This window comes from Sphingobium sp. WTD-1 (assembly GCF_030128825.1).
In the GTDB taxonomy this organism is placed as follows: Bacteria; Pseudomonadota; Alphaproteobacteria; order Sphingomonadales; family Sphingomonadaceae; genus Sphingobium.
Genome location: NZ_CP119127.1, coordinates 4,895,025 through 4,919,533, shown reverse-complemented (window position 1 = coordinate 4,919,533; position 24,509 = coordinate 4,895,025). Strand labels below are relative to the sequence as shown.

Sequence of the window (24,509 nt, the reverse complement as noted above, 5' to 3'; positions counted from 1 at the left end):
GGGCGTGACAAGCGGCTGATATTCAGAGGATTTCCAGAACCTTGTCCTGGGGGCGGCAGAAGCGCACGCCCTTTTCGGTTTCGACGAAGGGGCGGTTCACATAGGCCGGATTGGCCGCCATCTCGTCCAGGATCGCATCCGCCGTCATGTCCGGCAGGCCGCGTTCCTCGGCATCGGTGCCCATCTTGCGGATCGCTTCGGCCGGGGTCATCCCGGCGTCGGCGAACAGCTGGGCCAGCTTGTCGCGGGTGAAGGGGGTCTTGAGATATTCGACCACCTCGACCTCGACGCCGGGCGTTTCCTCAAGGATCGCCAGCGTCTTGCGCGACGTGCCGCATTTGGGATTGTGCCAGATGGTGGCCTTCACTGGCCATCCTCACGGGCAAGCCACTCTTCGAGCCACTTGATCGTATAGTCGCCGTTGAGGAATTCGGGATCCTTCAGCAGCGCCTGGTGCAGCGGGATGGTGGTCTTCATCCCTTCGATCACATATTCCTCCAGTGCGCGGCGCAGACGCATGATCGCGCCCTCGCGGGTGCGGCCATAGACGATCAGCTTGCCGATCATGGAGTCGTAGTAAGGCGGCACCTTATAGCCCTGATACAGGCCGCTATCGACGCGGACATGCATGCCGCCCGGAACATGATAGCTGGTGACGGTGCCCGGCGAGGGCGCGAAGGTCTTGGGATCTTCCGCATTGATGCGGCATTCGATCGCATGGCCGGTGAAGCGGATGTCTTCCTGATTCACGGAAAGCGGCTTGCCTTCGGCAACGCGAATTTGTTCGCGCACCAGGTCGAGGCCGGTGATCATCTCGGTCACCGGATGCTCCACCTGCAGACGGGTGTTCATCTCGATGAAGTAGAATTCACCATTTTCCCACAGGAACTCGATCGTGCCCGCGCCGCGATAGCCCATGTCGGCCATCGCCTTGGCACAGATGCCGCCGATCCGCTCACGCTCGGCCTGGCTCAGGACGGGCGAGGGCGCTTCTTCCAGCACCTTCTGGTGACGGCGCTGCAACGAGCAGTCGCGTTCGCCCAGATGGATGGCATTGCCATTGCCGTCGCCGAACACCTGGATTTCGATGTGGCGCGGGTTGCCGAGATATTTCTCGATATAGACGGTGGCGTCGCCGAACGCGGCCTTCGCTTCCGAACCGGCCTGCTGCATCAGCGTTTCGAGCTGGTCGGGCGAGGTGCAGACCTTCATGCCGCGGCCGCCGCCACCCGATGCCGCCTTGATGATCACCGGATAGCCGGCAGCATCGGCAATCGCGCGCGCTTCCTCGACATCGCTGACCGCGCCGTCCGAACCGGGAACGAGCGGCAGGCCAAGTGCGCCAGCAGTGCGCTTCGCCTCGATCTTGTCGCCCATGGTGCGGATATGTTCGGGCTTGGGGCCGACAAAGGCGAGGCCATGGGCCTCGACGATCTCGGCGAACTTGGCGTTTTCGCTGAGGAAGCCATAACCCGGATGGATCGCGTCGGCGCCGCTGATCTCCGCCGCAGAGATGATCGCGGCGATGTTGAGATAGCTGTCCTTGGCGGCGGGCGGCCCGATGCAGATCGCCTCATCGGCGAGGCGCACATGCATGGCATCGGCGTCGGCGGTCGAATGGACCGCCACCGTCTTGATGCCCATTTCATGGCAGGCGCGGTGGATGCGGAGCGCGATCTCGCCGCGGTTGGCGATCAGCAGTTTTTCGATGGCCATGGGGTCGCGGCCTTATTCGATGACGATCAGCGGCTGGTCATATTCGACCGGCTGGCCGTTATCGACCAGCACGGCCTTGACGGTGCCGGCGACGGGCGCGGTAATCGCGTTCATCACCTTCATGGCCTCGACGATCAGCACGGTTTCACCGGCCTTCACCTGCGCGCCGACGCGCGCGAAGGGGGCGGCGCCCGGCTCGGCCGACAGATAGGCGGTGCCGACGATTGGCGACTTCACCACATTGCCGGCCGGCAGGGCGGGTTCGGCCGCTGCGGCGGGGGCGGCGGCCGGTGCCGCAGCCGGGGCAGCGACGGGTGCCGCTACGGCAGCGGGCGCTGCGAAGATGGGGGCGCCGCCACCGATCTTGCGCGCCACGCGAATCTTGCGGTCGCCGTCTTCAACCTCGATCTCGGTCAGGTTGGTGTCGTCCAGCAAAGCTGCCAGTTCGCGCACCAGGGTGACGTCCACCTGCATCGCGCCCTTGTCATGCTTGTCGTTCATGCTTGACCCTTGTCGTCTTTCAAAATGCGTTCTGGCGGCCAGCGCCTATGCTCATTTGCGCCAAAGCGCAACTTTTGTGCGTTCTACAGTTCCAGGGCTGCTTCGAGCGCCAGCATGTAGGACATGGCGCCAAAGCCTGCGATCGTGCCCTTGGCGGCCATGCCGACATAGGATTTGTGGCGGAAGGCTTCGCGCGCGTGCGGGTTGGACAGGTGGATCTCGATCACTGGCACGGTGATGCTCTTGATCGCATCATGCAGCGCGATCGATGTGTGGGTATAGGCGCCCGGATTCATGATGATGGCATGGGCACCCTCGCGATGCGCCTCCTGCACCCAGTCGACCAGATGGCCTTCATGATTGGACTGGCGGAAATCGATCTCGACATGGGCGCGGTGGGCGGCGTCCTCCATCCGCTCGGCAATGTCGTCCAGCGTGTCATAGCCGTAGATTTCCGGTTCGCGGGTGCCGAGCATGTTGAGGTTCGGGCCGTTGAGAACGTAGATTTTGCGTGTGTCCGCCATGGCGATCCCCCATTCGGTCGAGACTTGTCTGTTGCGGGCGCGGCGTCGCCGCCCCTATATGCGCGCTGATCTTTAGCCCTTCGTGTCGCGCCAAGTCGAGACACGTTTCCAGCCACGAACGGGATAATGTAGTGAGCATCGACGGCACCATCTCCATCCATATCAATGGCGAGCATCGCCGCATCCGCGATGGCCTGACCTTGGCCGAGCTGGCGAGCGAGCTGGGCTTCGCGCCGGAGAAGGTGGCGGTGGAGCGCAATCTGGAAGTGGTGCCGCGTTCGACCCTGGCCGATGTGAAGGTTGAAGACGGCGACGAACTGGAGATCGTGCATTTTGTTGGTGGTGGCGACGTCACAGCGGTTGACGATGACAGCTGGACAGTGGCGGGCAAGACCTTCCGTTCGCGCCTGATCGTGGGCACCGGCAAATATAAGAGTTTCGAGCAGAATGCCGCCGCGCTGGTCGCGTCCGGCGCGGAAATCGTCACCGTGGCGGTGCGTCGCGTCAACGTCTCCGATCCGAACGCGCCGATGCTGACCGACTATATCGACCCCAAGAAGGTCACCTATCTGCCCAACACCGCCGGCTGCTTCACCGGCGAGGAGGCGATCCGCACCCTGCGCCTGGCGCGCGAGGCGGGCGGCTGGGAACTGGTGAAGCTGGAAGTGCTGGGCGAAGCGCGGACGCTCTACCCGGATATGGTGGAAACGCTGCGCGCGACCGAGGTGCTGGCCAAGGAAGGCTTCAAGCCGATGGTCTATTGCGTTGACGATCCGATCGCGGCCAAGCGGCTGGAGGATGCCGGCGCGGTGGCGATCATGCCGCTGGGCGCGCCGATCGGGTCGGGCCTGGGTATCCAGAACAAGGTGACGATCCGCCTGATCGTGGAAGGCACCAAGCTGCCGGTGCTGGTCGATGCGGGCGTGGGCACCGCGTCGGAAGCGGCGCAGGCGATGGAACTGGGCTGCACCGGCGTGCTGATGAACACCGCCATTGCCGAGGCGAAGGACCCGGTGCTGATGGCGGCGGCGATGAAGGCGGGCGTCGAGGCCGGCCGCATGGCCTATCGCGCCGGCCGCATGGGCAAGCGCATGTATGCCGACCCGTCGAGCCCGCTTGCCGGCCTGATCTGATTCCAGGGCGTCGCGGCGCGAGATTTGACGCGACAGTCGAAGTTCACAGTGTCGTGGGGCTGATTCCGGGCCAATGCGCCGGGAATGCGCCCACGACGCGACAGCGAAGCGACAGTCGCGCGACAATCGGGTCACGATCGCGCGCGTTCGACGCGACAGCGACGCGACACGAAGGCGACAGTGAAGCGACGCCTGGGCGGCGCATGGCCAGTTGCTTGGGCGCGGATATCCCATCCCCAAAGTAAATCAGAAGAGGCGCATGTAGGACAGCACGGTTGGGGGGCAGAAACTGTCGCTAACAGCACCGTCACCCTGAACTTGTTTCAGGGTCCATTTGTCCCAGCAGGCCAATGGACTATTGGGCCGGATGGATGCTGAAACAAGTTCAGCATGACGTTGTGAGGGAGGGCCGGAAGTCCATTATTTAACCGATCAGGTTGACCGCGATCCTATCCCTCGTTCTTCACTCTTCACCCCGCAACTCCAGACGGCTGGCCCGGTCGAAGATCGCGAGCACCAGCGGGTCGGCTTCGGCGGCGCGGACGGCGACGTGGAAGTCGACCGGGGGCATGAGCGGGGCGCCGGGCACCGGGACCAGCCGCCCCTCGGCCAATTGCTGGCGTGCCATCGGCTGGGGGAAGATGCCGATGCCGCCGCCTTCCAGCACGATGTCGATCATGGTGCGGACATTGTTGCACAGGTTGAGCGGGCAATCGGCCAGGTCCGACGCGGCGATCGCGTCCTTCATGATGCGGTAGAGCGGCGACAGGTTGGTGAGCGACCAGATTGGCGGGCGGGCGTCTTCCATGGTCGCGACGGTTGCGGGACTGGCGAGCCAGAGCAGGTCGACGCTGCCGATCGGCGCGGTGCGCAGCATCGGATGGGCGATGCGGCCGGCCGCGAAGGCAAGGTCGGCATGGCCGGACGCGAGCTGCTGGATGAGGTCGGCGGTGAGCGCGATGTCGACCTCCAGACTGACATGGGGCAGGTCGCGGCCGAGTTGGGCAACGAAGCCGGGCAGGCAACTGGCGGCCGCGATCTCGCCCGCGCCGATGCGAATGATGCCGGTCGCGCCGGATATGTCGCTGCACCCCATCAGCACGCCCTGGAAACGCGCCCAGAGCGGTTCGCTCTCGCGCACCAGTTCGCGCCCGGCCGGGGTGAGGGCCATCGTCCGTCCTTCACGGCGGAAGAGCGCGGTGCCCAGATGGCTTTCCAGTTCGCGCACCCGCGCGGAAATGGCCGGCTGGGTGGTGTTGAGGCGCGCCGCCGCCGCCGCGAAAGTGCCCAGCCGCGCGATCCAGAGCAGGGTTTCGAGATGGTAGAAGGCGATGCGATTGATAGACATTGTTTGGGTTTAACCGAAAAAACAAATCATTGGTATTGATCGGTCGCCCTGCCTAGTCTGCGCCGAAATTTCAAAAGGATGGATGCCGATGGCCAAGAAGCTCTACCCCGATGCCGCCGCCGCGCTGGAGGGGCTGCTGTTCGACGGCATGCATCTGTGCGCGGGCGGATTTGGCCTGTGCGGCATCCCCGAGCGGCTGATCGACGCGATCCGCGATTCGGGGGTTAAGGACCTGACCATCGCCAGCAACAATGCCGGCATCGACGGCGAGGGGCTGGGCAAGCTGCTGCGCACGCGCCAGGTCAAGAAGATGATCTCCTCCTATGTCGGCGAGAACAAGGAGTTCGAGCGGCAATATCTGGCCGGCGAGCTGGAGGTGGAATTCTGCCCGCAGGGGACGCTGGCCGAGCGCTGCCGCGCGGGTGGGGCGGGCATTCCCGGCTTCTACACCAAGACCGGCGTCGGCACGGCGGTGGCCGAGGGCAAGGAAGTGAAGAATTTCGACGGCCAGGACTATATATTGGAGCGCGGCATCTTCGCCGATGTCGCGATCATCAAGGGCTGGAAGGCGGACGAGAGCGGCAACCTGATCTTCCGCAAGACCGCGCGCAATTTCAACGCGCCGATGGCGACCGCGGCGAAGATCTGTATCGCCGAGGTGGAGGAAGTGGTGCCGGTCGGCAGCCTGGACCCCGATGCGATCCATCTGCCGGGCATCTACGTCAAGCGGATGATCGTCGGCGCGCCCTATGACAAGAAGATAGAGTTCCGCACCGTGCGCCAGAGGGACGCGGCCTGATGGCGACGATGATGCGGCTTGCGCCGGCACTGTTGCTGGCGCCGCTGGCGGCCTGTGCGACCACCACCGCGACGACTAGTGCGACTGGCCCGGCGCCAGTTCTGCCGACCGGACCGGCGGTGCCGCCGGCGGGCATGCAATATCTCTACGGATCGGGCGAGGCGGCGGCGCTGTCGCGCCAGGCCTGGACCGCTTTGGTCGCCCATGCCGCCGCCGTCGTGAAGGCGCGGCCGGCCGATTCTGTCGTGCTGGCCGAAGGCGCGAGCCTGGATGCGCCCAAATATGTGCCGTGCGGCAACCGGCCCTTCGCCGCCGTGTTCGACGTCGACGAGACGGTGATGCTGAACAGCGGCTTCGAATATCATGATGCGAAGACCGGAAAGGGCTATGATGCCGCCGACTGGGATGCGTGGGAAAAGACCGGCGAAGGCGCGGTCGGCCCGGTGCCCGGTGCGGACAGCGGCCTCAACGCGCTGCGGGCGATGGGCGTGACCGTGATCTTCAACACCAACCGCTCGGCCGCCAATGCCGATGCGACCGCGCGCGCGATCAAGGCGGCGGGGCTGGGCGAGGCGGTGCATGGCCAGACGCTGTATCTGGCCGGCGACGATGCGATGGGATCGCGCAAGGATGGCCGGCGTTGGACGATTTCGCGTGACTATTGCGTGATCGCGCTGGGCGGCGACCAGCTTGGCGATTTCACCGACCTGTTCAATGTCGGACAGAGCGTGCCGGCGCGGCGCGCCGCGGCCCAAGGCCCGGCAATCGCGAAACTCTGGGGCGCGGGTTGGTTCGTCCTGCCCAACCCCGTTTATGGCAGCGGCCTCAAGGGCGGCTTCGACGATGTTTTTCCTGCCGACAAGAGGTGGGCGCCGCCCGCCCAAGGGGAGAAGTGATAATGGCCTGGACCCGTGACGAGATGGCCGCGCGTGCGGCGAAGGAGCTGGAGGACGGCTTCTATGTGAATCTGGGCATCGGCATTCCGACGCTGGTGGCGAACCATATTCCCGATGGCGTCGAAGTGACGCTGCAGTCGGAAAACGGCATGCTGGGCATCGGTCCCTTCCCCTATGAGGGGGATGAGGATGCGGACCTGATCAACGCGGGCAAGCAGACGATCAGTGAACTGCCGCAATCGGCCTATTTCAGTTCGTCCGACAGTTTCGCGATGATCCGCGGTGGGCATATCGACCTGACCGTTCTTGGCGCGATGGAAGTGGCCGAGAATGGCGACATCGCCAACTGGATGATCCCCGGCAAGATGATCAAGGGCATGGGCGGCGCGATGGACCTGGTCGCCGGCGTCAAGAAGATCATCGTGGTGATGGAGCATACGTCCAAAAATGGCGATCCCAAGTTCATCCCGGCCTGCACTCTGCCGCTGACCGGCAAGAATGTGGTCGACATGATCGTCACGGACCTGTGCGTGTTCCAGCGTCCCGACCATGACAGCCCGTTCAAACTGGTGGAACTGGCGCCGGGCGTGACCGCCGAGGAAGTCGCTGCTAAGACGACCGCCCATTATATCAGCTAAGGGCGTTTCATGAGCCTCGACGGCACCTATGACGAAGCCAATATCTTTGCCCTGATCCTGCAGGGCAAGATCCCGTCGACCAAGCTGTACGAGGACGAGAATACCTTCGCCTTCCTCGACATCATGCCACAGACGCGGGGCCATGCGCTGGTCATTTCCAAATGGTCCAAGGCGCGCAACCTGCTGGAGATGGAGGATGAGGCGCTGGGTGAGGTGATGGCGACCACCAAGAAGGTCGCCACCGCCATCCGCAAGGCGCTGAACCCCGACGGTATCCAGATCGCCCAGTATAACGGCGCGCCGGCGGGCCAGACGATCTTTCACCTGCACGTCCATATCCTGCCGCGTTGGGAGGGTGATCCCAAGGGCTTTGTCGCCCATGGCGTGGGCGCACAGGCGGACAAGGATGCGCTGGCGGCGCTGGCCGAAGAGATTCGCGCGCAGTTCTGACGTGGCACTCAAACCCTTCAAGGCGCCGGGCGCGCGGCTGGCGCTGCGGTCCAAGCCGGCCAACAGCTATCTGACCGGCGACCGGGGCGGGGCCGAGGTGATCCTCGACATCTCGCGCCTGCTTTCGCGCGCCTTTCACCCGACCCCGACCGGCATCGACCGGGTCGAATATGTCTATGCCCGCGAATTGCTGGCGCGGATGCCCGATCGGCTGGCTTTCGCCGCCGTCCATCCCGCCGGCGGCTATTATGGGCGGCTGAACATATCCGCCGTGCGGCAGTTCCTGGCCTTCACCGCAGCGAAATGGCGCAATGTAGATTCTCCGGGCGAGCGCACGGAACGGGCCGCGGTGATCCGCCACATGTTTGCGACGCGCCCACGCCCGGTGCCCAGGGCCAAGGCGCCGCGCATCTATCTGCAGGCGTCGCCACATCATCTGGACGATGCGGCGCAGGTCGGTGCGATTTTGCGCGCGGAGGGTGCGAAATTCGTCACGCTTGTGCATGACGTCATCCCGCTGAGCCATCCCGAATTTGCCCGGCCGCAGGGCGCGGACGAGCATCGTCGCCGGCTGCGCAGCATCGACCTCTATGCCGCCGGGATCATCGGCAACAGCCAGGCGACGCTGGACGCGCTGGAACCGCATCTGTCCAGCGGCCTGACCGATCGCCAGACATGCGTCGCCCATTTCGGAGCCGATCCGCCGGATATTTTCGGCGGGTCCGGCACGACGATCCCGCAGCGCCCCTATTTCGTCTATCTGTCGACCATCGAGCCGCGGAAAAACCATCTGCTGCTGCTCAACATCTGGCGACGGATGGTGGACGAGCTGGGCGAGGCGGCGCCGATGCTGGTGCTGATCGGCCGGCGCGGCTGGGAAAATGAGAATGTCATCGACATGCTGGAGCGGGGCGAGGCGCTGCGCGGCCATGTGGTCGAGGCAGGCGAACTGCCCGACAACCAGATGCAGGATTTGGTTGCGGGCGCGCGGGCGATGCTGATGCCGTCCTTTGCCGAAGGGTTCGGCATGCCGGTGGTTGAGGCGCTGTGCGCTGGTGTTCCGGTGATCTGCAGTGACATTTCGGCCCATCGCGAGGTGGGCGGGGATGCGCCCGACTATATCGATCCACTCGATGGCATAGGCTGGATGCGGATGATCCACGCCTATGCCGCAGCAGATTCGCCGCAGCGTGCGGCGCAACTCGCGCGGATCGGCGGATGGCATGCGCCGACCTGGCGTGACTATTTCGACATAGTGGCGCAGCTATTGGAAGACGTGACAGCTTCTGTTCCTTGACCTGCAATCGCCCGGCGATCATGACTGATCCGGTCGAGAAGATGACCGCGTGCCGGATCAGGGGGATATGTGACCGGGGGTTGGTGGAAAAGGCGAGTGGGACAGATGTCTCAGGTGGAGCGCGACGCTCTGTGACCGTTATGCCGTTCCTGCGTTCTCCTCCCTTTCCGGGCATTGATTCGGATGTGGCGGCGATCAGCCATCCGGCTGCCGGTGCGTCGGTCGCGGCTATTCCCGATACATTGTTCGACATGATTGCAGCGGCGCGGGTCGGTGGCGATTTCTGGGGGCATCGACCACAGGGGGTGCAGATCGTGGCGCGGGCAGGGGTGGAGATCCCCGCGGAGGCCTGTGTCGGTCTGGTCGCTGGACAGATTGGCATCCTGCCGTTGGCGCCACGGCGTGGTGCCGCCGTCAGCGCAAAGATAGGTCATTTTCTGCCGGTCGGTTGCGACCCATGGGCATTGGTAGCGCAGGCGCGTGCCATCTATGCCCCGCCAGAAGACGATCTGGCGATCATCGGGGGGCTGCTCGGCGTGGCGGTCTTTGGCGCTAATGGTGATCGGTTTGCGCCGGAACGATTGCGCGCGGCAGCGCGCGACAGGCTGGCGGCAGCGGTCTATCGGGATTGTTTTACCGGTGTGCCGGTCGATGTCGAGCATGTCGTTGCGCAACTGGCCGACTGGCGCCGTCATATCGACGGCAATCGCGGTATCGCGGCCGCCAGCGGCATGGCCTTCTGGAAACGGGAGGCGATCCGGCATTTTCTCTGGGATGGGCTTGATAGCCCACCCTTCCTGTCGGCTGCCCGAGGTTTGGCTCGCGCGCGCCAGCGTGGAGCTGCGCTGGCGATCTGGCCGTCCCGTGTGCCGTCCGATACGGCCAGCGAGGCAGCGGCCAAGGGTGTTTCGATCGCGCGGGTGGAAGATGGGTTCCTGCGATCGCGTGGGCTGGGGGCAGGGTTGCATCCGCCCGGTTCCGTGGTGATCGATCGCAGCGGAATCTATTATAATGCCCGAAGCCCCAGCGATCTGGAGACATTGCTCGCAACCCAGATATTTACGCCTGCCCTGGTCGATCGTGCGCGCCGCTTGCGCAATCGGGTCTGCGCGGCGGGGGTCACCAAATATGGACTGGAGGCTGGGCAGATGATCGATCTGCCGACGGACCGGCGGACCGTCCTGGCCGTGGGTCAGGTCGATGACGACATGTCAGTCCAACTGGGCGGAGCGGGCGTCGGCGGCAATCTGGATTTTCTGGCCCGCGTGCGCAAGGCGGAGCCGGATGCCTGGATCGTCTATCGCCCTCATCCCGATGTGCAGGCCGGACATCGGAAGGGGCATCTGAGCGATACGGTGGTACTGGAACATGCCGACGCGATCGACAGCGGCGCACCATTGATGGAACTGGTGCAGCGGGTAGACGAAGTCCATGTCCTTTCCTCGCTGACTGGTTTCGAGGCGCTGATGCGCGGTCGATCCGTCACGGTGCATGGCATGCCCTTCTATGCCGGCTGGGGGCTGACCCGCGACCTGGCCAAACCGTCGTCCCGAAGAGGGCGTTTGCTGGATGTGGATCAGCTTGTCGCGGGCGCACTCATTCTCTATCCTCGCTATCTCGATCCGGTGACGCGCTTGCCCTGTGGCCCCGAACTGATGGTGGACCGCATGGCCAGTGGATCGACGCCGCCGATGACATGGCTCATTCGGCTGCGCGCGCTACAGGGGAAGCTACGAAGATTTATGACCTTGTCCGCTGAGTTCCTTCATGGCTGAACCATCGTCCAAGACATTTCTGTTCCTTCAGGGACCACATGGCCCCTATTTTTCGATGCTGGCGCAAGCCCTTCGGGACAGGGGGCATGCCGCGTTGCGGATCAACATCAACGGCGGCGACAAGGTCGACTGGCCCGGCCCGGCAACGGACTATCGCGGGACGTTCCGCAACTGGCCATTGTTCTTCGATGATTTCATCGTCAACCATGGCGTCACGGATCTGGTCCTCTATGGCGATTGTCGTCCCTATCATGCCTCTGCGCATGGGATGGCGCGGCTGCGCAACCTGCGTGTCCATGTCGTCGAGGAAGGTTATATCCGGCCCGATTTCCTGACGCTTCAGGATGATGGGGTGAACGGCAATTCGACCCTGCCGCTTGATCCGCGTTGGTATCTGGAGCAGGCACGCAAGCTGCCCGATTATGATGACAGCCTGCCGCCAGTGCCGTCGACTTTTCAGGCACGCGCGCGCAACACGATGCGCAATGGCCTGGCCGCGGCATTCATGCGGCCCTATTTCCCATTCTACCGAACCCATCGGCCGCACAGTTTCCTGATGGAGTCGGTCGCCTGGTGTCGCAAGCTGGTGGTGAGTCAAGGGGATGCGCGCCGATCGCATGCCGCCTGGGAGGCGATCAAGGATCAGCCCTATTTCACCCTGCCGCTCCAGCTCAATTCGGATTATCAGATTCGCGTGCATTCGCCCTTCGGCAACATGCGGGCGGCATTGCGTTTCGTGATCAAGAGCTTTGCCCAGCATGCGCCGGCCCATGTTTCGCTGGTGGTGAAGCGCCACCCGCTCGATCCTGGTCTGGTGGCCTGGCACCGTCTCACCCGCCGTCTCGCGACCCATTATGGGGTGAAGGATCGGGTGATCTATCTGGCCGACTGGGACATCGCCGAGGTGGTGCAGAAATCGCTGGGCGTCATTACCGTCAACAGTACGGTGGGGACATTGGCGCTCAACAGCGGCAAGCCGGTCGTGGTGCTGGGCCATGCCGTCTACAAGGTGCCGGGGGTCGTTCACCAGTCCAGCCTAGATGATTTCTGGCAGGCGCCGCGCCAACCGGACATGAAGCTCTATTCGGCTTTCCGCAGAGTGCTGATGGACCGCTGCCTGATCCGCGGTGGCTTGCTGAGCGAGGAGGGGCTTGGCCTGCTCGTTGAAAATGCGGTGCGCCGTTTGACGTCGGAACGTATCGAGCATCCCAAAGCCAAGATTATCGCGCATCCTGCGCGGGCTTCGGCGCTGCCGGGATATGCCCTGCGATAATTTCCGGTTAGCGGCGCCATCGCGACAATCTACCCTTCTTCGCCCTGGCGCGTGCGCGCAATGGGGCACAATCCTGGGACCATGCATGCAAATTCACCCTGTAATCCTGATTGGTGGCTCTGGAACTCGGTTGTGGCCGCTGTCGCGGCCGGCACTTCCCAAGCAGTTTCTGCCCCTGGTAAGCGACCGGTCGATGCTGGATGAGACAATCGGCCGGGTTGATGGCCGACGTGGCTTTGGCGGACCGATTCTGGTTTCCGGACAGCAGCATCTAGCCGTGGTACAGGGCATTTTGGCGCAGAGCGGCGCCGAGCCGGCTGCCCTGTTGATCGAGCCGGAGGGGCGCAATACCGCGCCGGCGATCGCAATGGCCGCGCACTGGATCGTGCAGACTGAGGGCGATGGCCTCATGCTGGTGATGCCGTCGGACCATGTCATTACCGACATAGAGGCGTTTCATCGTCATCTCGACCATGCCCGGCCGATCGCCGAAGCGGGGCATTTGGTCACGTTCGGGATCAAGCCTGATCATCCTGCTACCGGCTATGGCTATATCGAAAAGGGCGAGCCGATCCGCGAGGAACATTCGGTGTTCCAGGTCAGCAAATTTGTCGAAAAGCCGCCGCTTGCCGTTGCCGAACAATATCTGGCCGATGGCCGTTATGATTGGAATGCCGGCATCTTCCTGTTCACGGCCAGGCATTTCCTGGATGAACTGGCCCGACACGCTCCGGCGGTGGCGGAGCCGATCGCGCGGGCCATGGCGGAACCGAGCCAGGAAGGGATTATCGTTCGGCCAGAACCCGCGCATTTTCTGTCCTGTGCCAATGATTCGATCGACTATGCGGTGTTGGAGAAGACGGACCGGGTGGCGGTCGTGGCGGTCGATATTGGCTGGTCCGATGTCGGCACCTGGGATGCGCTCTGGTCGGTGCGGGCCCGCGACGAGAATGGCAACAGCATCCAGGGTGCGGCGGTCACGCTGGACAGTTCGGGCAATTTGCTGCTGTCGGCAGGCGGGCCGCCGATCGCCGCCCTCGGCGTGACGGATTCGATCGTAATCTCGACGGCAGAGGTGGTGCTGGTGTTGCCGCGCGACCGGTCGCAGGACGTCAAGGCGATGATCGACGCCTTCAGCCAACTAAGCCCGGCCTGAGGTCAACAAAAAGCCGCCCTGCCGTCCGAAATGGCGGCAGGGCGGCTTTGTCATGTTCGGGCAAGAGGGCTTAATTGCCCTGGATGGCGTTGTTTACCGACATCAGCGGCAGGACCGTCGAGGCAATGATGCCAACGAAGCGCTGGAACTCGGCCGTGGTGCTGTTGGCGATATAGACGACATCCCTGTTGCGGACGGGGAAGTTCTGCATCGCGAAATAGGTGCCGGGATCCTTCATGTCGATGCGGTAGATGACCGGAATACGGCCGTCTGCGGCCACGCCGACATTCGCATCGCGATTGGGTACGGATGCGGGGGCTTCCCAGCGGAAGATGAAGACGCCCTTGGGATCGGCACGCGCATCCTGCAAGCCGCCCAGTCGACCAAGGGCCTGGGCCAGGGTGATACCGGTGGCTTCGAAATTGATTTCTTCATTCTTGCCCGCAGCGCCCAGGGCTGTGAAGCTGTAAGGCTGATAGAAGGCCGTGATCACGTCGCCGGACAGCAGCACGACATTCTGCCTCGGATCGCGGATGACGCTTTCCAGTGGCATGCTGTGAACCTGACCCTTGCGGGTGATCTGAATGGTCATCTTGTTGACCGGCTGGCGCGTCCCGCCCGCAGCGGCAAGGCCGTCCAGGATCGTCTCCCCCTTCGGGGTAAGCGGCATGCGGGTGCTCTGCGCCACTTCGCCGACGATCGAGGCATTGGCGGAGGCGTTGCGCGATATCCGCACATTGACCTGAGGGATGTGGGCCTTCTTGACCAGGCGCGCGGTGATATCCCGCTCGATCGCCTCCGGGCTACGACCGGTTACCGGAACAGTACCGGCAAAGGGGATCGAGATGCTGCCGGACGAGCCGACAAGATATTCCGGCAGACCGGTGCCGCGACTGGTTTCAGGCGCGGAGGCTCCGGCGGCAGCGGCTGCTGCGCTGGAGGAGGGGGGATTGAAAAGGACGGCAGGCGGTGCCTCCCAGATCGTGATCTGGAGCGTGTCGCCAATGCCAACCGTCTGCCCGACCGGTTCGCCGGTGCCCAGGGTATCCGCGAAGCTCGGTTCGGCCGGGACAGTGTAATGATTGGCGGTCAGCGGATCGAGCGTGACGATCTGGATGCCCTGAAGCGAACTGTTATCCGCAGCCTTGAGAACATGACCGGTCCGAGGGCCTACCGAGGTGCAAGCCGAGGTCGATAGCAGCAAGAGGGCGAGCGCCGCCGCGCTGAATCGTTCCTTCGGCACCGCGCGACAGGATAGACTTTTCATAAAGTTTCCAATGTTCAATGGGTTGGGCGTTTCGCTTCGACCGTTTCCTGTTCATCAACAACAGGGCGGCTGGAGTTGCAAGCCCAATATTAGGGCGGACAGCGCTGCGTCTGCTCAGCCATGGTGTCGCAGCATCCATTCCAGCGTCTCGATGAGCGGGACAGATTTCAGCGGGCCGATCACGGATTCGATGTGCGCCGGTGTGCCGCAGAGCGAAATGACCTCGTTCGCACGGACCAGATCCGGGTTGACGCGGACCGTAAAGCGCCCGTCCGCCAATCTTTCGACCATCGCCAATATCTGTTCCAGCGATACGGCCTGGCCCGAACAGATCTGGAATGTCCCGCCGATCGCCTGAGGCTCTGCCAGCAGACGGCAATAGGCATCGACCACGGTCCGCACATCCGAAAAATCGCGTGCGATTGCGATGTTGCCCAATGGGATATCCCAGGCCTGCCGGCGCGCATGGTCAATGATTTTCGGAATCAGAAAGCGGGGGGACTGCCCCGCCCCGGTATAGTTGAACGGGCGGCTGACGATCAGGGGCAACCGATCAGCGTAGATGCTGCACACCATCTCGGTCGCGGCTTTGGTCACGCCATAGTCATTGGCGGGCTGCACCGGTGCTGTTTCGTCCAGAATGCCTTCCGAGCGATTGCCATAGATGTTGGCACTGCTGGAGACCAGGACCGCTGACGGGCGGGTCGACGTCTGGGCCAATGCCGCAAGAAGGTTGCGGGTGCCCAGAATATTGGTCCGATACATTTCGGACGGGTCGGCATGAGCCACGAAAGAGACCGCTGCGAGATGCGCTACAAGCTCCGGCCGCACCTGATCGACCAGCCTTTGGCAGGCCTCTGCATCGGTAAGGTCGCAGCCATGCACGAAGGTCAAACCCCGCGCGTCCGCACCGCTGGCATCCTGTACCGTCGCGTGAACTTCGTGTCCGGCCGCTTGAAGGGCCTTGACCAGATAATGGCCGGTAAATCCGCTGGCGCCGGTGATGAGAGCGCGGCTCATGTCTGCCGGCTCAGAAGCTGTAGCCGGTCTTGTTGCGCCGCAGATCGGCGTCGACCATCATATTGCACAATGTTTCGAGCGATGTTTCCGGTGCCCAGCCGAGTTTTTCGCGTGCGAGGCGGGCATCGCCGATCAGATGGTCGACTTCCGCGGGACGGTAAAAGCGCGGATCGACGCGCAGCACAGTCTTGCCCGTTCGGGTGTCGACGGCGGTCTCTTCCTGCCCCTGTCCCTGGAATGCGACGGTGATGCCGGCTGCGGCAAACGCCAGTTCGACAAAGCTGCGTACCGCAACCGTCCGTCCGGTCGCCAGCACATAGGTATCGGGTTCGTCGACCTGCAGCATCTGCCACATGCCGGCGACATATTCCCGCGCAAAGCCCCAGTCCCGTTCCGCATCCAGATTGCCCACATGGACGCAGTCCAACTGGCCCAGGGCGATCCGGGCGACCGCATCGCTGATCTTGCGGGTCACGAATTCCTTGCCGCGCAACGGACTTTCATGATTGAACAGAATGCCGCTGCATCCGAAGATGCCGTAGCTTTCCCGATAATTTATGGTCGTCCAATGGGCAAACAGCTTTGCGACGCCATAGGGGCTGCGCGGGTAGAAGGGGGTGGTTTCGTTCTGCGGGCTGGCCTGGACCTTGCCGAACATTTCCGATGTGCTGGCCTGATAGAAGCGGATCGCCGGATTCACGATCCGGATGGCTTCCAGCAGGTTGAGCACGCCAAGGCCGGTGATGTTGGCGGTGGCGATCGGCTGTTCGAACGAGACGCCAACAAAACTCTGTGCGGCAAGATTATATACTTCGCCCGCACCGGTTTGTTGCAGGAGGCGGATCGAGGCAGACAGGTCTGTCACATCATGTTCGACCAGATGGAGCCGTTCATGATCCATCAGGCCGAGTTCTTCTATGCGCCAGAAATTCGCGGAACTCGTCCGACGAAAGCAGCCATAGACCTCATAGCCCTTTCCAAGAAGGAATTCCGCCAGATAGGCGCCGTCCTGGCCTGTAATACCGGTAATGATCGCGCGAAGCATATGTGACATTCTATGAAATTTGATGTCGTTCTTAGGCGGCACTGCCAACGCGCGAAAGGGTAAAACCAGCGGCCTGTGCTTCGGCTACGGGGTAGATGTTCCGCAGATCGACCAAAGTCGGCGCATTCATCGAAGCGGCGAGGCGGGGGAGATCAAGCGCACGGAAAGCGTCCCATTCGGTAACCAGTACCAGCGCATCGGCGCCGGCTGCTGCTTCATAAGCCGACTTCACCATCGTCACACCCGGGACCATCGGGGCGGCAATGTGCATGCCTTCGGGATCATAGGCGACAACCCTGGCGCCCGCATCTTCCAATGCCTGGACGATGGCGAGGCTCGGTGCGTCACGCATGTCGTCGGTGTTCGGCTTGAAGGTCAGGCCCAGCAGCGCCACCGTCTTGCCCCGTGCATCGCCCCCCAGAGCCTTGACAATCTTGCGTCCCATGGCGCGCTTGCGCAGGTCGTTCACCTGAACCACGGTCTCAACGATCCGGATCGGGGTGTCATAATCCTGACCGGTCTTGACCAGGGCAAGGGTGTCCTTGGGAAAGCAGGAGCCGCCATAGCCGGGGCCGGCATGCAGGAATTTGGAGCCGATGCGGTTGTCGAGGCCGATGCCGCGCGAGACGTCCTGCACCTCGGCGCCAACCGCTTCGCACAGATCCGCCATTTCGTTAATGAAGGTGATCTTGGTCGCGAGGAAGGCGTTGGCAGCATATTTGATGAGTTCGGCGGTTCGGCGGCCGGTGAACATCAACGGTGCCTGGTTGAGGTTGAGCGGGCGATAGATCTGGCTCATCACGGCGATGGCCCGTTCGCTGCCGGTCGTGCCGACAACGACGCGATCAGGGCGTTTGAAGTCGCCGATCGCGGCGCCTTCGCGCAGGAATTCGGGATTGGATACGATCTGAATGTCGAGATCCGGCCGCAGTTCGCGCGCAATCCGTTCCACTTCGTCGCCGGTTCCGACCGGTACCGTCGACTTGGTCACGATTACGGCAGGACCGTCGAGGGCCTCGACGATTTCCTTGGCTGCGGCATAGACGTAGGACAGATCGGCATGGCCGTCCCCGCGCCGCGAGGGCGTGCCGACCGCGATGAATATGGCGTCCGCGCCCTTGACGCCTTCGGCCAGATCGGTGGTGAAGGTCAGGCGGCCTGCGGCGGCATTGGAACCCACCAGTTGATCCAGGCCCGGCTCATAGATCGGCATACGGCCAGCTTCGATTGCGCTGATCTTTGCCGTGTCCTTGTCAACGCAAACGACATCATGCCCAAAGTCTGCAAAGCACGCCCCAGAAACCAAGCCGACATAACCGGTGCCGATCATCGTGATTTTCATGGGCCGATCTTCCTAATCATTTAGCGTTTTGGATTTCACTCAGGGTCGTGAATACAAGTCAATCTGAGAATTTGACAAGCCCAATTAGTAAAATTTCGCTGCGCTGCAACACCATGGCAAAGCGCTGGACATTGGCAGGGGCACAGCGTACCACCCGAACAAACTGAGAGATTAAGATAGTTGATGATCAAAGTTCCCGAGAAGATTGGTGGGCTCCCGGTACTTTTTGTTGCCACGGTGCTCGTTCCAACCGTCGTTGCCGCGATATATCTCTCTTTGCGTTCGGACATATATACGTCCGAATCCCGTTTTGTCGTGCAAAGCTCTGAAAAGCAGCAGCAGACCGGGCTTGGCGCACTTTTCAAGGCGACGGGCTTTTCCGCTGCGTCCGAAGAAGCCTTCGCAGCCAATGATTACATCAAGTCGCGTGATGCGCTTCAGGCGCTCAATAAGAATGATGCGGTTCTTCACGCTTATACGCGTCCTTCCATCGCCCTTTTAGATCGTTTTAACGCCTTTGGATGGGGCGGCGGCCGGGATCGGCTGTTCGATTATTACGATGAAATGGTCACCGTAAAATATGATTCTGCGGCGAGCATCACGACGCTTGAGGTCAAGGCCTATACGCCTGCTGATGCCCAGAAAATCAATCTGCAGCTGCTGGAGCAGGCGGAACAGCTGGTCAATCGGATGAACGCGCGTGGGCGCGAAGACTTGATCAGCTATGCCACTACAGAGCTGCAGGATGCGAAGGATCAGGCCCGCAAGGCCGCAATTGCATTGTCGACTTTCCGCAACCGCGAAGGGATTGTCGATCCGGAAAAGCAGGCTACCGTCCAGTTGCAGATGATTTCCAAGCTGCAGGATGAGATGATTGCGACCAAGACCCAATTGGTTCAGCTGAGATCGCTGACTCCCCAGAATCCACAAATTCCGGTCCTGCGGACGCGGATTGACGAACTGGGCAAGGAAATCAATGCGCAACTGGGGCTGATTGCCGGCGATCAAAAGTCGCTGGCGGCGTCTGCAGTCCAGTTCCAGAGGCTCCAACTGGAAAGTGCGCTGGCCGACAAGGAACTGGCGGCTGCGATTTCCTCATTGCAGGAAGCGCGGAACGAAGCGCGGCGCAAGCGCGCTTATGTGGAGCGCATCGTTGAACCCAATCTGCCGGACCATCGGTCAGGGCCGAAGCGGATACGCGGCATCCTCAATGTCTTCGTGGTCGGACTGCTCTTCTGGGGCGTGATGTCGATGCTTCTGGCAGGCGTGCGCGAGCATACGGACTGATGGAAGGCGAAGATCAGATACCGCAGACCTCTCTGCGGCGCTCCTGGGCGATCCAGCGGCGGATCGTGACAGCACTGATCCTTCGCGAGATGCTCACGCGCTATGGGCGGCACAATATCGGTTTCCTGTGGCTGTTCGTGGAGCCGATGGTCTTCACGATTGGTGTCACTCTGGTGTGGACCGCGTTCCGCAATGTCCATGGCTCGGACTTGCCGATCGCCGCCTTTGCGGTCACTGGCTATTCGAGTGTGCTGGTCTGGCGGAACATTCCTTCGCGATCGATCGGCGCGATCGAGCCCAATCTGTCGCTGATGTACCACCGGAATGTGAAGGCGCTGGACATTCTGGTCGCGCGCATCCTGCTGGAAGTACTCGGCGTGGGTGTTTCCTTCTTCGTACTGTCGATCTTCTTTTCGGCGATCGGTTGGGTCAGCGCACCGGAAAACCCCTATCTGGTACTGGAGGGCTGGCTGGCGCTTGCCTGGTTCGGCATGGCAATGGGGATGTTCCTGGGAGCCTTCTCGCTTCGTTCGGAATTGGTCGATAAATTCTTCCATCCCTTTACCTATCTCATGTTCCCATTTTCCGGCGCTGCCTGGCTGGCGGAAGCGGCGCCGGCCACCATGCGGCCCTATCTAATGTATGTGCCGATGATCCATGGCGTCGAATGGGTTAGAGACGGGTTTTTTGGATCGCATTTCACGGCGATGTACAGTCCGATGTATTTGATCAGCTGGAATATGGTCCTGACCTTTTTTGGCTTGGTCGAACTGCGCAACGCCAAACGGCATATCGTACCGCAATGATCAAGCTCGATAACGTCAGTAAATATTACAAGACCCGCAGTGGGCGGGCCGAGATTCTGAAGAATGTCAATCTGACCGTCGAAAAGGGCGAGCGGGTTGGTATTCTTGGTCGCAACGGTGCTGGCAAATCGACCTTGATCCGGTTGCTGGGCGGGGTGGAAGAACCGTCAAAGGGACGGGTGTTGCGCGATATGTCTGTGTCCTGGCCATTGGCCTTCTCCGGGGCCTTCCAGCATTCGCTGACTGGCTTCGACAATCTGCGTTTCATCTGCCGGATCTACGAGATTGACCCAGAGGCTGCGCTGCCCCGGGTGGAGGATTTTGCAGAACTCGGCAAATATATGTTCGAACCGATCGGGACCTATTCCGCAGGCATGCGCGCGCGATTGGGTTTCGGGATTTCGCTAGTCGTGGATTTTGATTGCTATCTGATCGACGAAGTTGTCGCGGTCGGTGACGATCGTTTTCGTGATCGATGCCACGAGGAATTGTTCGTCAAGCGCGCCAATCGATCGATCTTTCTGGTATCGCACAATGCTGACTATGTGCGGCAGCATTGTCAGAAGGCGGCCGTCCTCAAGAATGGCGAACTGATAAGCTTCGACGACGTGGACGAAGCCTATGTCTATTATCATCGGTACGCCTGATGGCAGTTTTCGGGTGGGGTTGGCGCCGCCTGGCAGCGGCGATCAGCTTTGCACGGACGGGTGCACCTGCCCCCTCGAGCAGGCGGCTAATCGTTGATCTTTCGACCATTGCGCAACATGATGCTGGCACTGGTATCCAGCGGGTGGTCCGGGCGCTTTGGCACTTGTTGGAGGCAACTCCTCTGGAGGGCTATGCGGTCGTGCCGGTGGTTGCGACCGCAAGGCGCGGCTATTGCGTAGCCGCGATCGATGGCGAGAATATTGGTTTGCCTTTGCCAGAGGCGCCGCTGGTAGAGATCGGCAGCGGCGATATTTTCCTTGGCCTGGACCTTGCAGCGCACAGGTTGTGGCGACACCGTCGCCAGCTTGCTCGCTGGAAGCAGCGGGGGGCGGTGATTGCAATCACCATCTACGATCTGTTGCCGCTGCGCGCGCCGGACTGGTTTCCGCCAAGTACGGTCCGCAATTTCGATCGCTGGATTCGCGTCGTGCTGCGCTATGCCGATCTGGCCTTGTGCATATCGAAACAGGTGGTCTTCGATATGCGAAGCCTGATGCAGGAACGGCGGCAAGGTGCTGTAGGTATGTTGCGCCTGGCGCATCTGCCCTTGTCCGGAGACATTGCGGGGAGCAGGCCCAGCGGTGGCTTGGACGCTGCCGGACAGGTCATCATCGATGCGATGGAGCGGCGGCCAACAATCCTGATGGTGGGCACAATCGAGCCCCGCAAGGGGCATGATGTGTTGCTGGCGGCATTCGACCAGTGGCGAAACGAATGCGCGGAAGAGGTGCCGGACCTCGTGCTGGTCGGGCGGCCAGGCTGGCGGACGGAAGCATTGCAGCGACGGATGCTCGATCATCCTGCTCGCGGTCAGGGCTTTCATTGGCTCAATGATGCATCCGACGAATTGCTGGCAGAGTTATATCGCAGAGCGCAACTGGTCGTCGTCCCCTCTTATGGTGAGGGCTTCGGTTTGCCGGTGGTTGAGGCTCTGGGATATGGTCGCCGGGTACTGGCGCGCGACCTGCCGGTATTCCGCGAACTGGCGCGGGACGGGCTGAGCTATTTTGGCTCTGATGCGCCGACGGCGATGATCGCAGCCATGAAGGACGCGCTCGCGCAACCCGAACCGCTGATATCGGCAGTAAATTCGGATTGGACGGCGAGTTTTGATGCTCTGATTGCGGCGTTGGATATCCAGATCGCCTCGTTCGCCGACGATCGTCGTACCAACTGAGATTGAGATCATGGATCGCTCATATCGCAGAGCGATCCATGGCAATTATCCGTTGGTCTTAATCTCCGCGATCATCCGGCGAAGATGGTCGCGCCAATGGGGGGCAGGACCGCCGATGATGTCGAACGTACGGCTCTTGTCCAGGACCGAATAGGAAGGTCGGTGCGCGGGGGTGGGAAAGTCGGCTGTATTGATGGGCACGACTTTGGCGGCCTGGGCTAGAAGGCCGGCAGCCATGCCTTCTTCCTGAATGGCGACGGCGAAATCATACCAACTGGCGACGCCGCTATCGGTGTAATGATATAGGCCCTGAGCTTGAGCCGCGACCAGACGCCAGAGCGCTTCGGCCAAGGCTGGCGCATAAGTGGGCGTTCCGATCTGATCGGCGACGACGCGTACTTCAGGTCGCTCGCTCATCAAGCGGAGCATGGTGCGCACAAAATTGTTGCCGACGGGAGCGTAGACCCAGGCCGTGCGCACGATGATCGCATTTTCGCCTGCCAATTGCTCGCCAACCAATTTGGTACGGCCATAGGCGCTGAGCGGGTTAGCCGGAGCGTCGGGCGTATAAGGCGTCCCTGCAGTGCCGTCGAAGACGAAATCGGTTGAAACATGGACGAACCTGGCGCCGATTCGACCGGCAGCATCGGCCAGCGTGCCGACGGCCGTACCGTTGATCGCCAATGCCGTTTCTTCATCCTGTTCGGCCTTGTCGACCGCGGTGTAGGCCGCTGCATTGAACAGGATGTCCGGCTTTACCCGGTCGACCCATTCATTCACCAGATCGGGACGGGTGATGTCGAGTTCATCAACATCGACACAGAATAATTCCACCCCGGCTGGCGCCGTGGACTGCAGGGCGCGGCCAAGTTGCCCCTTGCTGCCGACGATGAGCGCTTTCATGCGAAGGCCTTGATGTCAGCGAGGGACTGGCCCTGTTGATCCTTGCCAGACAATTGCGGGGTAATCCCTTCCAGTGGCCATTCAATGCCTACGGTCGGATCATTCCAAAGCAGGGACTGTTCGGATGTCGGATCATAGCGGCCGGTGCATTTATAGAGGAAATCGGTTCCATCTTCGAGGCTGACGAAGCCGTGTGCAAAGCCTTCGGGAACCCAGAACATGCGCTTGTTGGCCGCTGACAATTCAACGCCAACCCATTTGCCGAAGGTTGGGCTCGATCGACGGATATCGACCGCGACGTCCCACACCCGGCCGGACACGACGCGTACCAGCTTGCCCTGGGGATTGGGGTTCTGGAAATGCAGGCCGCGCAACACCCCCTTGGCCGATCGGCTATGGTTGTCCTGAACGAATTTCCAATCCAGCCCGACGGCCGCAAAGCTGTCGGCATTCCAGCTTTCCATGAAGAAGCCGCGATCGTCGCCAAAGACGCTGGGTTCGATGATGAGAGGGCCGGAGATGGCGGTTTCGATGACCTTCATTGCATTGCGCCCTTACCCTGCAACAGTCCCATGAGATAATTGCCATAGCCGCTTTTGCGCAGCGGAGAGGCGACCTGTTCCAGCATCGCATCGTCGATAAAACCTTGGCGCCACGCAATTTCTTCCGGGCAGCAAATTTTGAGGCCTTGCCGCTCTTCCGTCACGCGAACATAGAGCGCGGCGTCCAGCAGGGAGCCATGCGTCCCAGTGTCGAGCCAGGCATAGCCGCGACCCATGATCTCGACCGAAAGTGAGCCTTCCTCAAGATAGAGGCGGTTGAGATCGGTGATTTCCAGTTCGCCCCGCGGCGAGGGTTTGAGCGAGCTGGCAAAATCGACGGCGCGTCCATCGTAGAAATAGAGGCCGGTGACGGCATAATTCGACTTGGGATGTGCGGGCTTTTCCTCAATGCTGTCGGCACGACCATCCTTGTCGAAGGATACCACGCCGTAAGCCGTCGGATCGTTGACATAATAGCCGAACACGGTGGCGCCATGATCGCGCAGGCTGGCGCGCTCAAGCAGGTCGCTCAGTCCGTGACCGTAGAAAATATTGTCGCCCAGAACCAGGGTCGACGGAGAATCTCCGATGAAATCGGCGCCGATCTGATAGGCTTGCGCCAGTCCGCCGGGGTCCGGCTGAATCGCATAGGACAGGGAAATACCGAATTGGGCGCCATCGCCCAGCAGCGCCTGGAAGGCGGGGGCATCATGTGGCGTGGTGATAATCAATATTTCTCTTATGCCTGAAAGCATAAGGATCGACAGCGGATAGTATATCATCGGCTTGTCATAGACCGGCATAAGCTGCTTTGAGACGCCTTTTGTCAGCGGATAAAGGCGAGTGCCGGATCCGCCGGCCAATATTATTCCCTTGCGCACTATGCCTCCCAATATCATGACGGGC

At 61.7% G+C, this 24,509-nt stretch carries 25 protein-coding genes; 13 read left to right on the top strand and 12 right to left on the bottom strand.

Annotated elements, in window-relative coordinates; genetic code table 11:
• Positions 1-22: 22 nt before the first annotated feature.
• From N6H05_RS24395 to aroQ, 4 genes are all read right to left on the bottom strand, one after another.
• The gene (locus N6H05_RS24395) at positions 23-367 is read right to left on the bottom strand and encodes an arsenate reductase family protein (protein WP_069335955.1); all 345 of its coding nucleotides are present in this window, start codon (positions 365-367) and stop codon (positions 23-25) included.
• Positions 364-1,716 (bottom strand): acetyl-CoA carboxylase biotin carboxylase subunit, encoded by a 1,353-nt coding sequence (gene accC, locus N6H05_RS24390; protein ID WP_004210354.1) that lies wholly within the window; start codon positions 1,714-1,716, stop codon positions 364-366. The genes N6H05_RS24395 and accC overlap by 4 nt, the downstream gene beginning before the upstream one ends.
• Before the next feature lie 12 nt (positions 1,717-1,728).
• Entirely contained in the window at positions 1,729-2,217 is a 489-nt protein-coding gene (gene accB, locus N6H05_RS24385) for an acetyl-CoA carboxylase biotin carboxyl carrier protein (protein ID WP_004210355.1), read from the bottom strand.
• Between the two features lie 83 nt (positions 2,218-2,300).
• Entirely contained in the window at positions 2,301-2,741 is a 441-nt protein-coding gene (gene aroQ, locus N6H05_RS24380) for a type II 3-dehydroquinate dehydratase (RefSeq protein WP_010335659.1), read from the bottom strand.
• Positions 2,742-2,872: 131 nt separating this feature from the next.
• On the opposite strand from aroQ, the gene thiS reads away from it, so the two are divergent.
• Entirely contained in the window at positions 2,873-3,874 is a 1,002-nt protein-coding gene (gene thiS / locus N6H05_RS24375; RefSeq protein ID WP_099233311.1) for a sulfur carrier protein ThiS, read from the top strand.
• A 463-nt stretch (positions 3,875-4,337) separates the two neighbouring features.
• Here thiS and N6H05_RS24370 read toward each other — a convergent pair whose 3' ends face one another.
• Entirely contained in the window at positions 4,338-5,222 is an 885-nt protein-coding gene (locus tag N6H05_RS24370) for a LysR family transcriptional regulator (RefSeq protein ID WP_284112071.1), read from the bottom strand.
• An 88-nt stretch (positions 5,223-5,310) separates the two neighbouring features.
• On the opposite strand from N6H05_RS24370, the gene N6H05_RS24365 reads away from it, so the two are divergent.
• The 8 genes from N6H05_RS24365 to N6H05_RS24330 all read left to right on the top strand — a co-directional run bounded on the left by N6H05_RS24365 (position 5,311) and on the right by N6H05_RS24330 (position 13,506).
• Positions 5,311-6,021 (top strand): CoA transferase subunit A, encoded by a 711-nt coding sequence (locus N6H05_RS24365; protein ID WP_048936425.1) that lies wholly within the window; start codon positions 5,311-5,313, stop codon positions 6,019-6,021.
• Positions 6,021-6,917: an HAD family acid phosphatase gene (locus N6H05_RS24360; RefSeq protein WP_284112070.1), complete on the top strand. Its 897-nt coding sequence runs from the start codon at positions 6,021-6,023 to the stop codon at positions 6,915-6,917. The genes N6H05_RS24365 and N6H05_RS24360 overlap by 1 nt, the downstream gene beginning before the upstream one ends.
• 2 nt (positions 6,918-6,919) lie before the next feature.
• Complete coding sequence (locus tag N6H05_RS24355) at positions 6,920-7,555, top strand: CoA transferase subunit B (RefSeq protein WP_004210374.1); 636 nt, start codon at positions 6,920-6,922, stop codon at positions 7,553-7,555.
• 9 nt (positions 7,556-7,564) lie between these two features.
• Entirely contained in the window at positions 7,565-8,005 is a 441-nt protein-coding gene (locus N6H05_RS24350; protein WP_284112069.1) for an HIT family protein, read from the top strand.
• A 1-nt stretch (position 8,006) separates the two neighbouring features.
• Positions 8,007-9,302 carry a glycosyltransferase family 4 protein gene (locus tag N6H05_RS24345; RefSeq protein WP_284112068.1) on the top strand — a complete coding sequence of 432 codons (1,296 nt, stop codon included), beginning with the start codon at positions 8,007-8,009 and terminating at the stop codon, positions 9,300-9,302.
• Between the two features lie 131 nt (positions 9,303-9,433).
• On the top strand, positions 9,434-11,077 hold the full coding sequence (locus N6H05_RS24340; protein WP_284112067.1) for a capsular polysaccharide export protein, LipB/KpsS family: 1,644 nt from the start codon (positions 9,434-9,436) through the stop codon (positions 11,075-11,077).
• Positions 11,070-12,350, top strand: a complete 1,281-nt coding sequence (locus N6H05_RS24335; RefSeq protein WP_284112066.1) for a capsule polysaccharide biogenesis protein — start codon at positions 11,070-11,072, stop codon at positions 12,348-12,350. The genes N6H05_RS24340 and N6H05_RS24335 overlap by 8 nt, the downstream gene beginning before the upstream one ends.
• Positions 12,351-12,435: 85 nt before the next feature.
• Positions 12,436-13,506 carry a mannose-1-phosphate guanylyltransferase/mannose-6-phosphate isomerase gene (locus N6H05_RS24330; protein ID WP_284112065.1) on the top strand — a complete coding sequence of 357 codons (1,071 nt, stop codon included), beginning with the start codon at positions 12,436-12,438 and terminating at the stop codon, positions 13,504-13,506.
• A 70-nt stretch (positions 13,507-13,576) separates the two neighbouring features.
• Here the strand turns inward: N6H05_RS24330 and N6H05_RS24325 are convergent, their stop codons facing one another.
• The 4 genes from N6H05_RS24325 to N6H05_RS24310 form a co-directional block, all read right to left on the bottom strand.
• Positions 13,577-14,773 carry a polysaccharide biosynthesis/export family protein gene (locus N6H05_RS24325; RefSeq protein WP_284112064.1) on the bottom strand — a complete coding sequence of 399 codons (1,197 nt, stop codon included), beginning with the start codon at positions 14,771-14,773 and terminating at the stop codon, positions 13,577-13,579.
• Positions 14,774-14,887: 114 nt separating this feature from the next.
• On the bottom strand, positions 14,888-15,793 hold the full coding sequence (locus tag N6H05_RS24320; RefSeq protein ID WP_284112063.1) for an NAD-dependent epimerase/dehydratase family protein: 906 nt from the start codon (positions 15,791-15,793) through the stop codon (positions 14,888-14,890).
• Positions 15,794-15,803: 10 nt separating this feature from the next.
• Positions 15,804-16,838, bottom strand: coding sequence for a GDP-mannose 4,6-dehydratase (gene gmd, locus N6H05_RS24315; protein ID WP_284112062.1), 1,035 nt, complete (start codon positions 16,836-16,838; stop codon positions 15,804-15,806).
• A gap of 31 nt (positions 16,839-16,869) precedes the next feature.
• Entirely contained in the window at positions 16,870-18,180 is a 1,311-nt protein-coding gene (locus N6H05_RS24310) for a UDP-glucose dehydrogenase family protein (RefSeq protein WP_284112060.1), read from the bottom strand.
• Between the two features lie 183 nt (positions 18,181-18,363).
• Between N6H05_RS24310 and N6H05_RS24305 the strand changes: the two genes are divergently transcribed.
• The 4 genes from N6H05_RS24305 to N6H05_RS24290 all read left to right on the top strand — a co-directional run bounded on the left by N6H05_RS24305 (position 18,364) and on the right by N6H05_RS24290 (position 22,158).
• Positions 18,364-19,467, top strand: coding sequence for a KpsE/RkpR family capsule polysaccharide export protein (locus N6H05_RS24305; protein WP_284112059.1), 1,104 nt, complete (start codon positions 18,364-18,366; stop codon positions 19,465-19,467).
• Positions 19,467-20,273, top strand: a complete 807-nt coding sequence (locus tag N6H05_RS24300; protein ID WP_284112058.1) for an ABC transporter permease — start codon at positions 19,467-19,469, stop codon at positions 20,271-20,273. The genes N6H05_RS24305 and N6H05_RS24300 overlap by 1 nt, the downstream gene beginning before the upstream one ends.
• Positions 20,270-20,920 carry an ABC transporter ATP-binding protein gene (locus N6H05_RS24295; protein ID WP_284112057.1) on the top strand — a complete coding sequence of 217 codons (651 nt, stop codon included), beginning with the start codon at positions 20,270-20,272 and terminating at the stop codon, positions 20,918-20,920. Before N6H05_RS24300 ends, N6H05_RS24295 begins: the two co-directional genes overlap by 4 nt.
• 164 nt (positions 20,921-21,084) lie before the next feature.
• On the top strand, positions 21,085-22,158 hold the full coding sequence (locus tag N6H05_RS24290) for a glycosyltransferase (protein ID WP_284112056.1): 1,074 nt from the start codon (positions 21,085-21,087) through the stop codon (positions 22,156-22,158).
• A 45-nt stretch (positions 22,159-22,203) separates the two neighbouring features.
• Here N6H05_RS24290 and rfbD read toward each other — a convergent pair whose 3' ends face one another.
• From rfbD to rfbA, 3 genes are read right to left on the bottom strand one after another with little or no spacing between them, the layout of a single operon-like run.
• The gene (gene rfbD, locus N6H05_RS24285) at positions 22,204-23,061 is read right to left on the bottom strand and encodes a dTDP-4-dehydrorhamnose reductase (protein ID WP_284112055.1); all 858 of its coding nucleotides are present in this window, start codon (positions 23,059-23,061) and stop codon (positions 22,204-22,206) included.
• Positions 23,058-23,603: a dTDP-4-dehydrorhamnose 3,5-epimerase gene (gene rfbC / locus N6H05_RS24280; RefSeq protein WP_284112054.1), complete on the bottom strand. Its 546-nt coding sequence runs from the start codon at positions 23,601-23,603 to the stop codon at positions 23,058-23,060. Before rfbC ends, rfbD begins: the two co-directional genes overlap by 4 nt.
• Complete coding sequence (rfbA, locus tag N6H05_RS24275; RefSeq protein WP_284112053.1) at positions 23,600-24,502, bottom strand: glucose-1-phosphate thymidylyltransferase RfbA; 903 nt, start codon at positions 24,500-24,502, stop codon at positions 23,600-23,602. Before rfbA ends, rfbC begins: the two co-directional genes overlap by 4 nt.
• Positions 24,503-24,509: the final 7 nt, after the last annotated feature.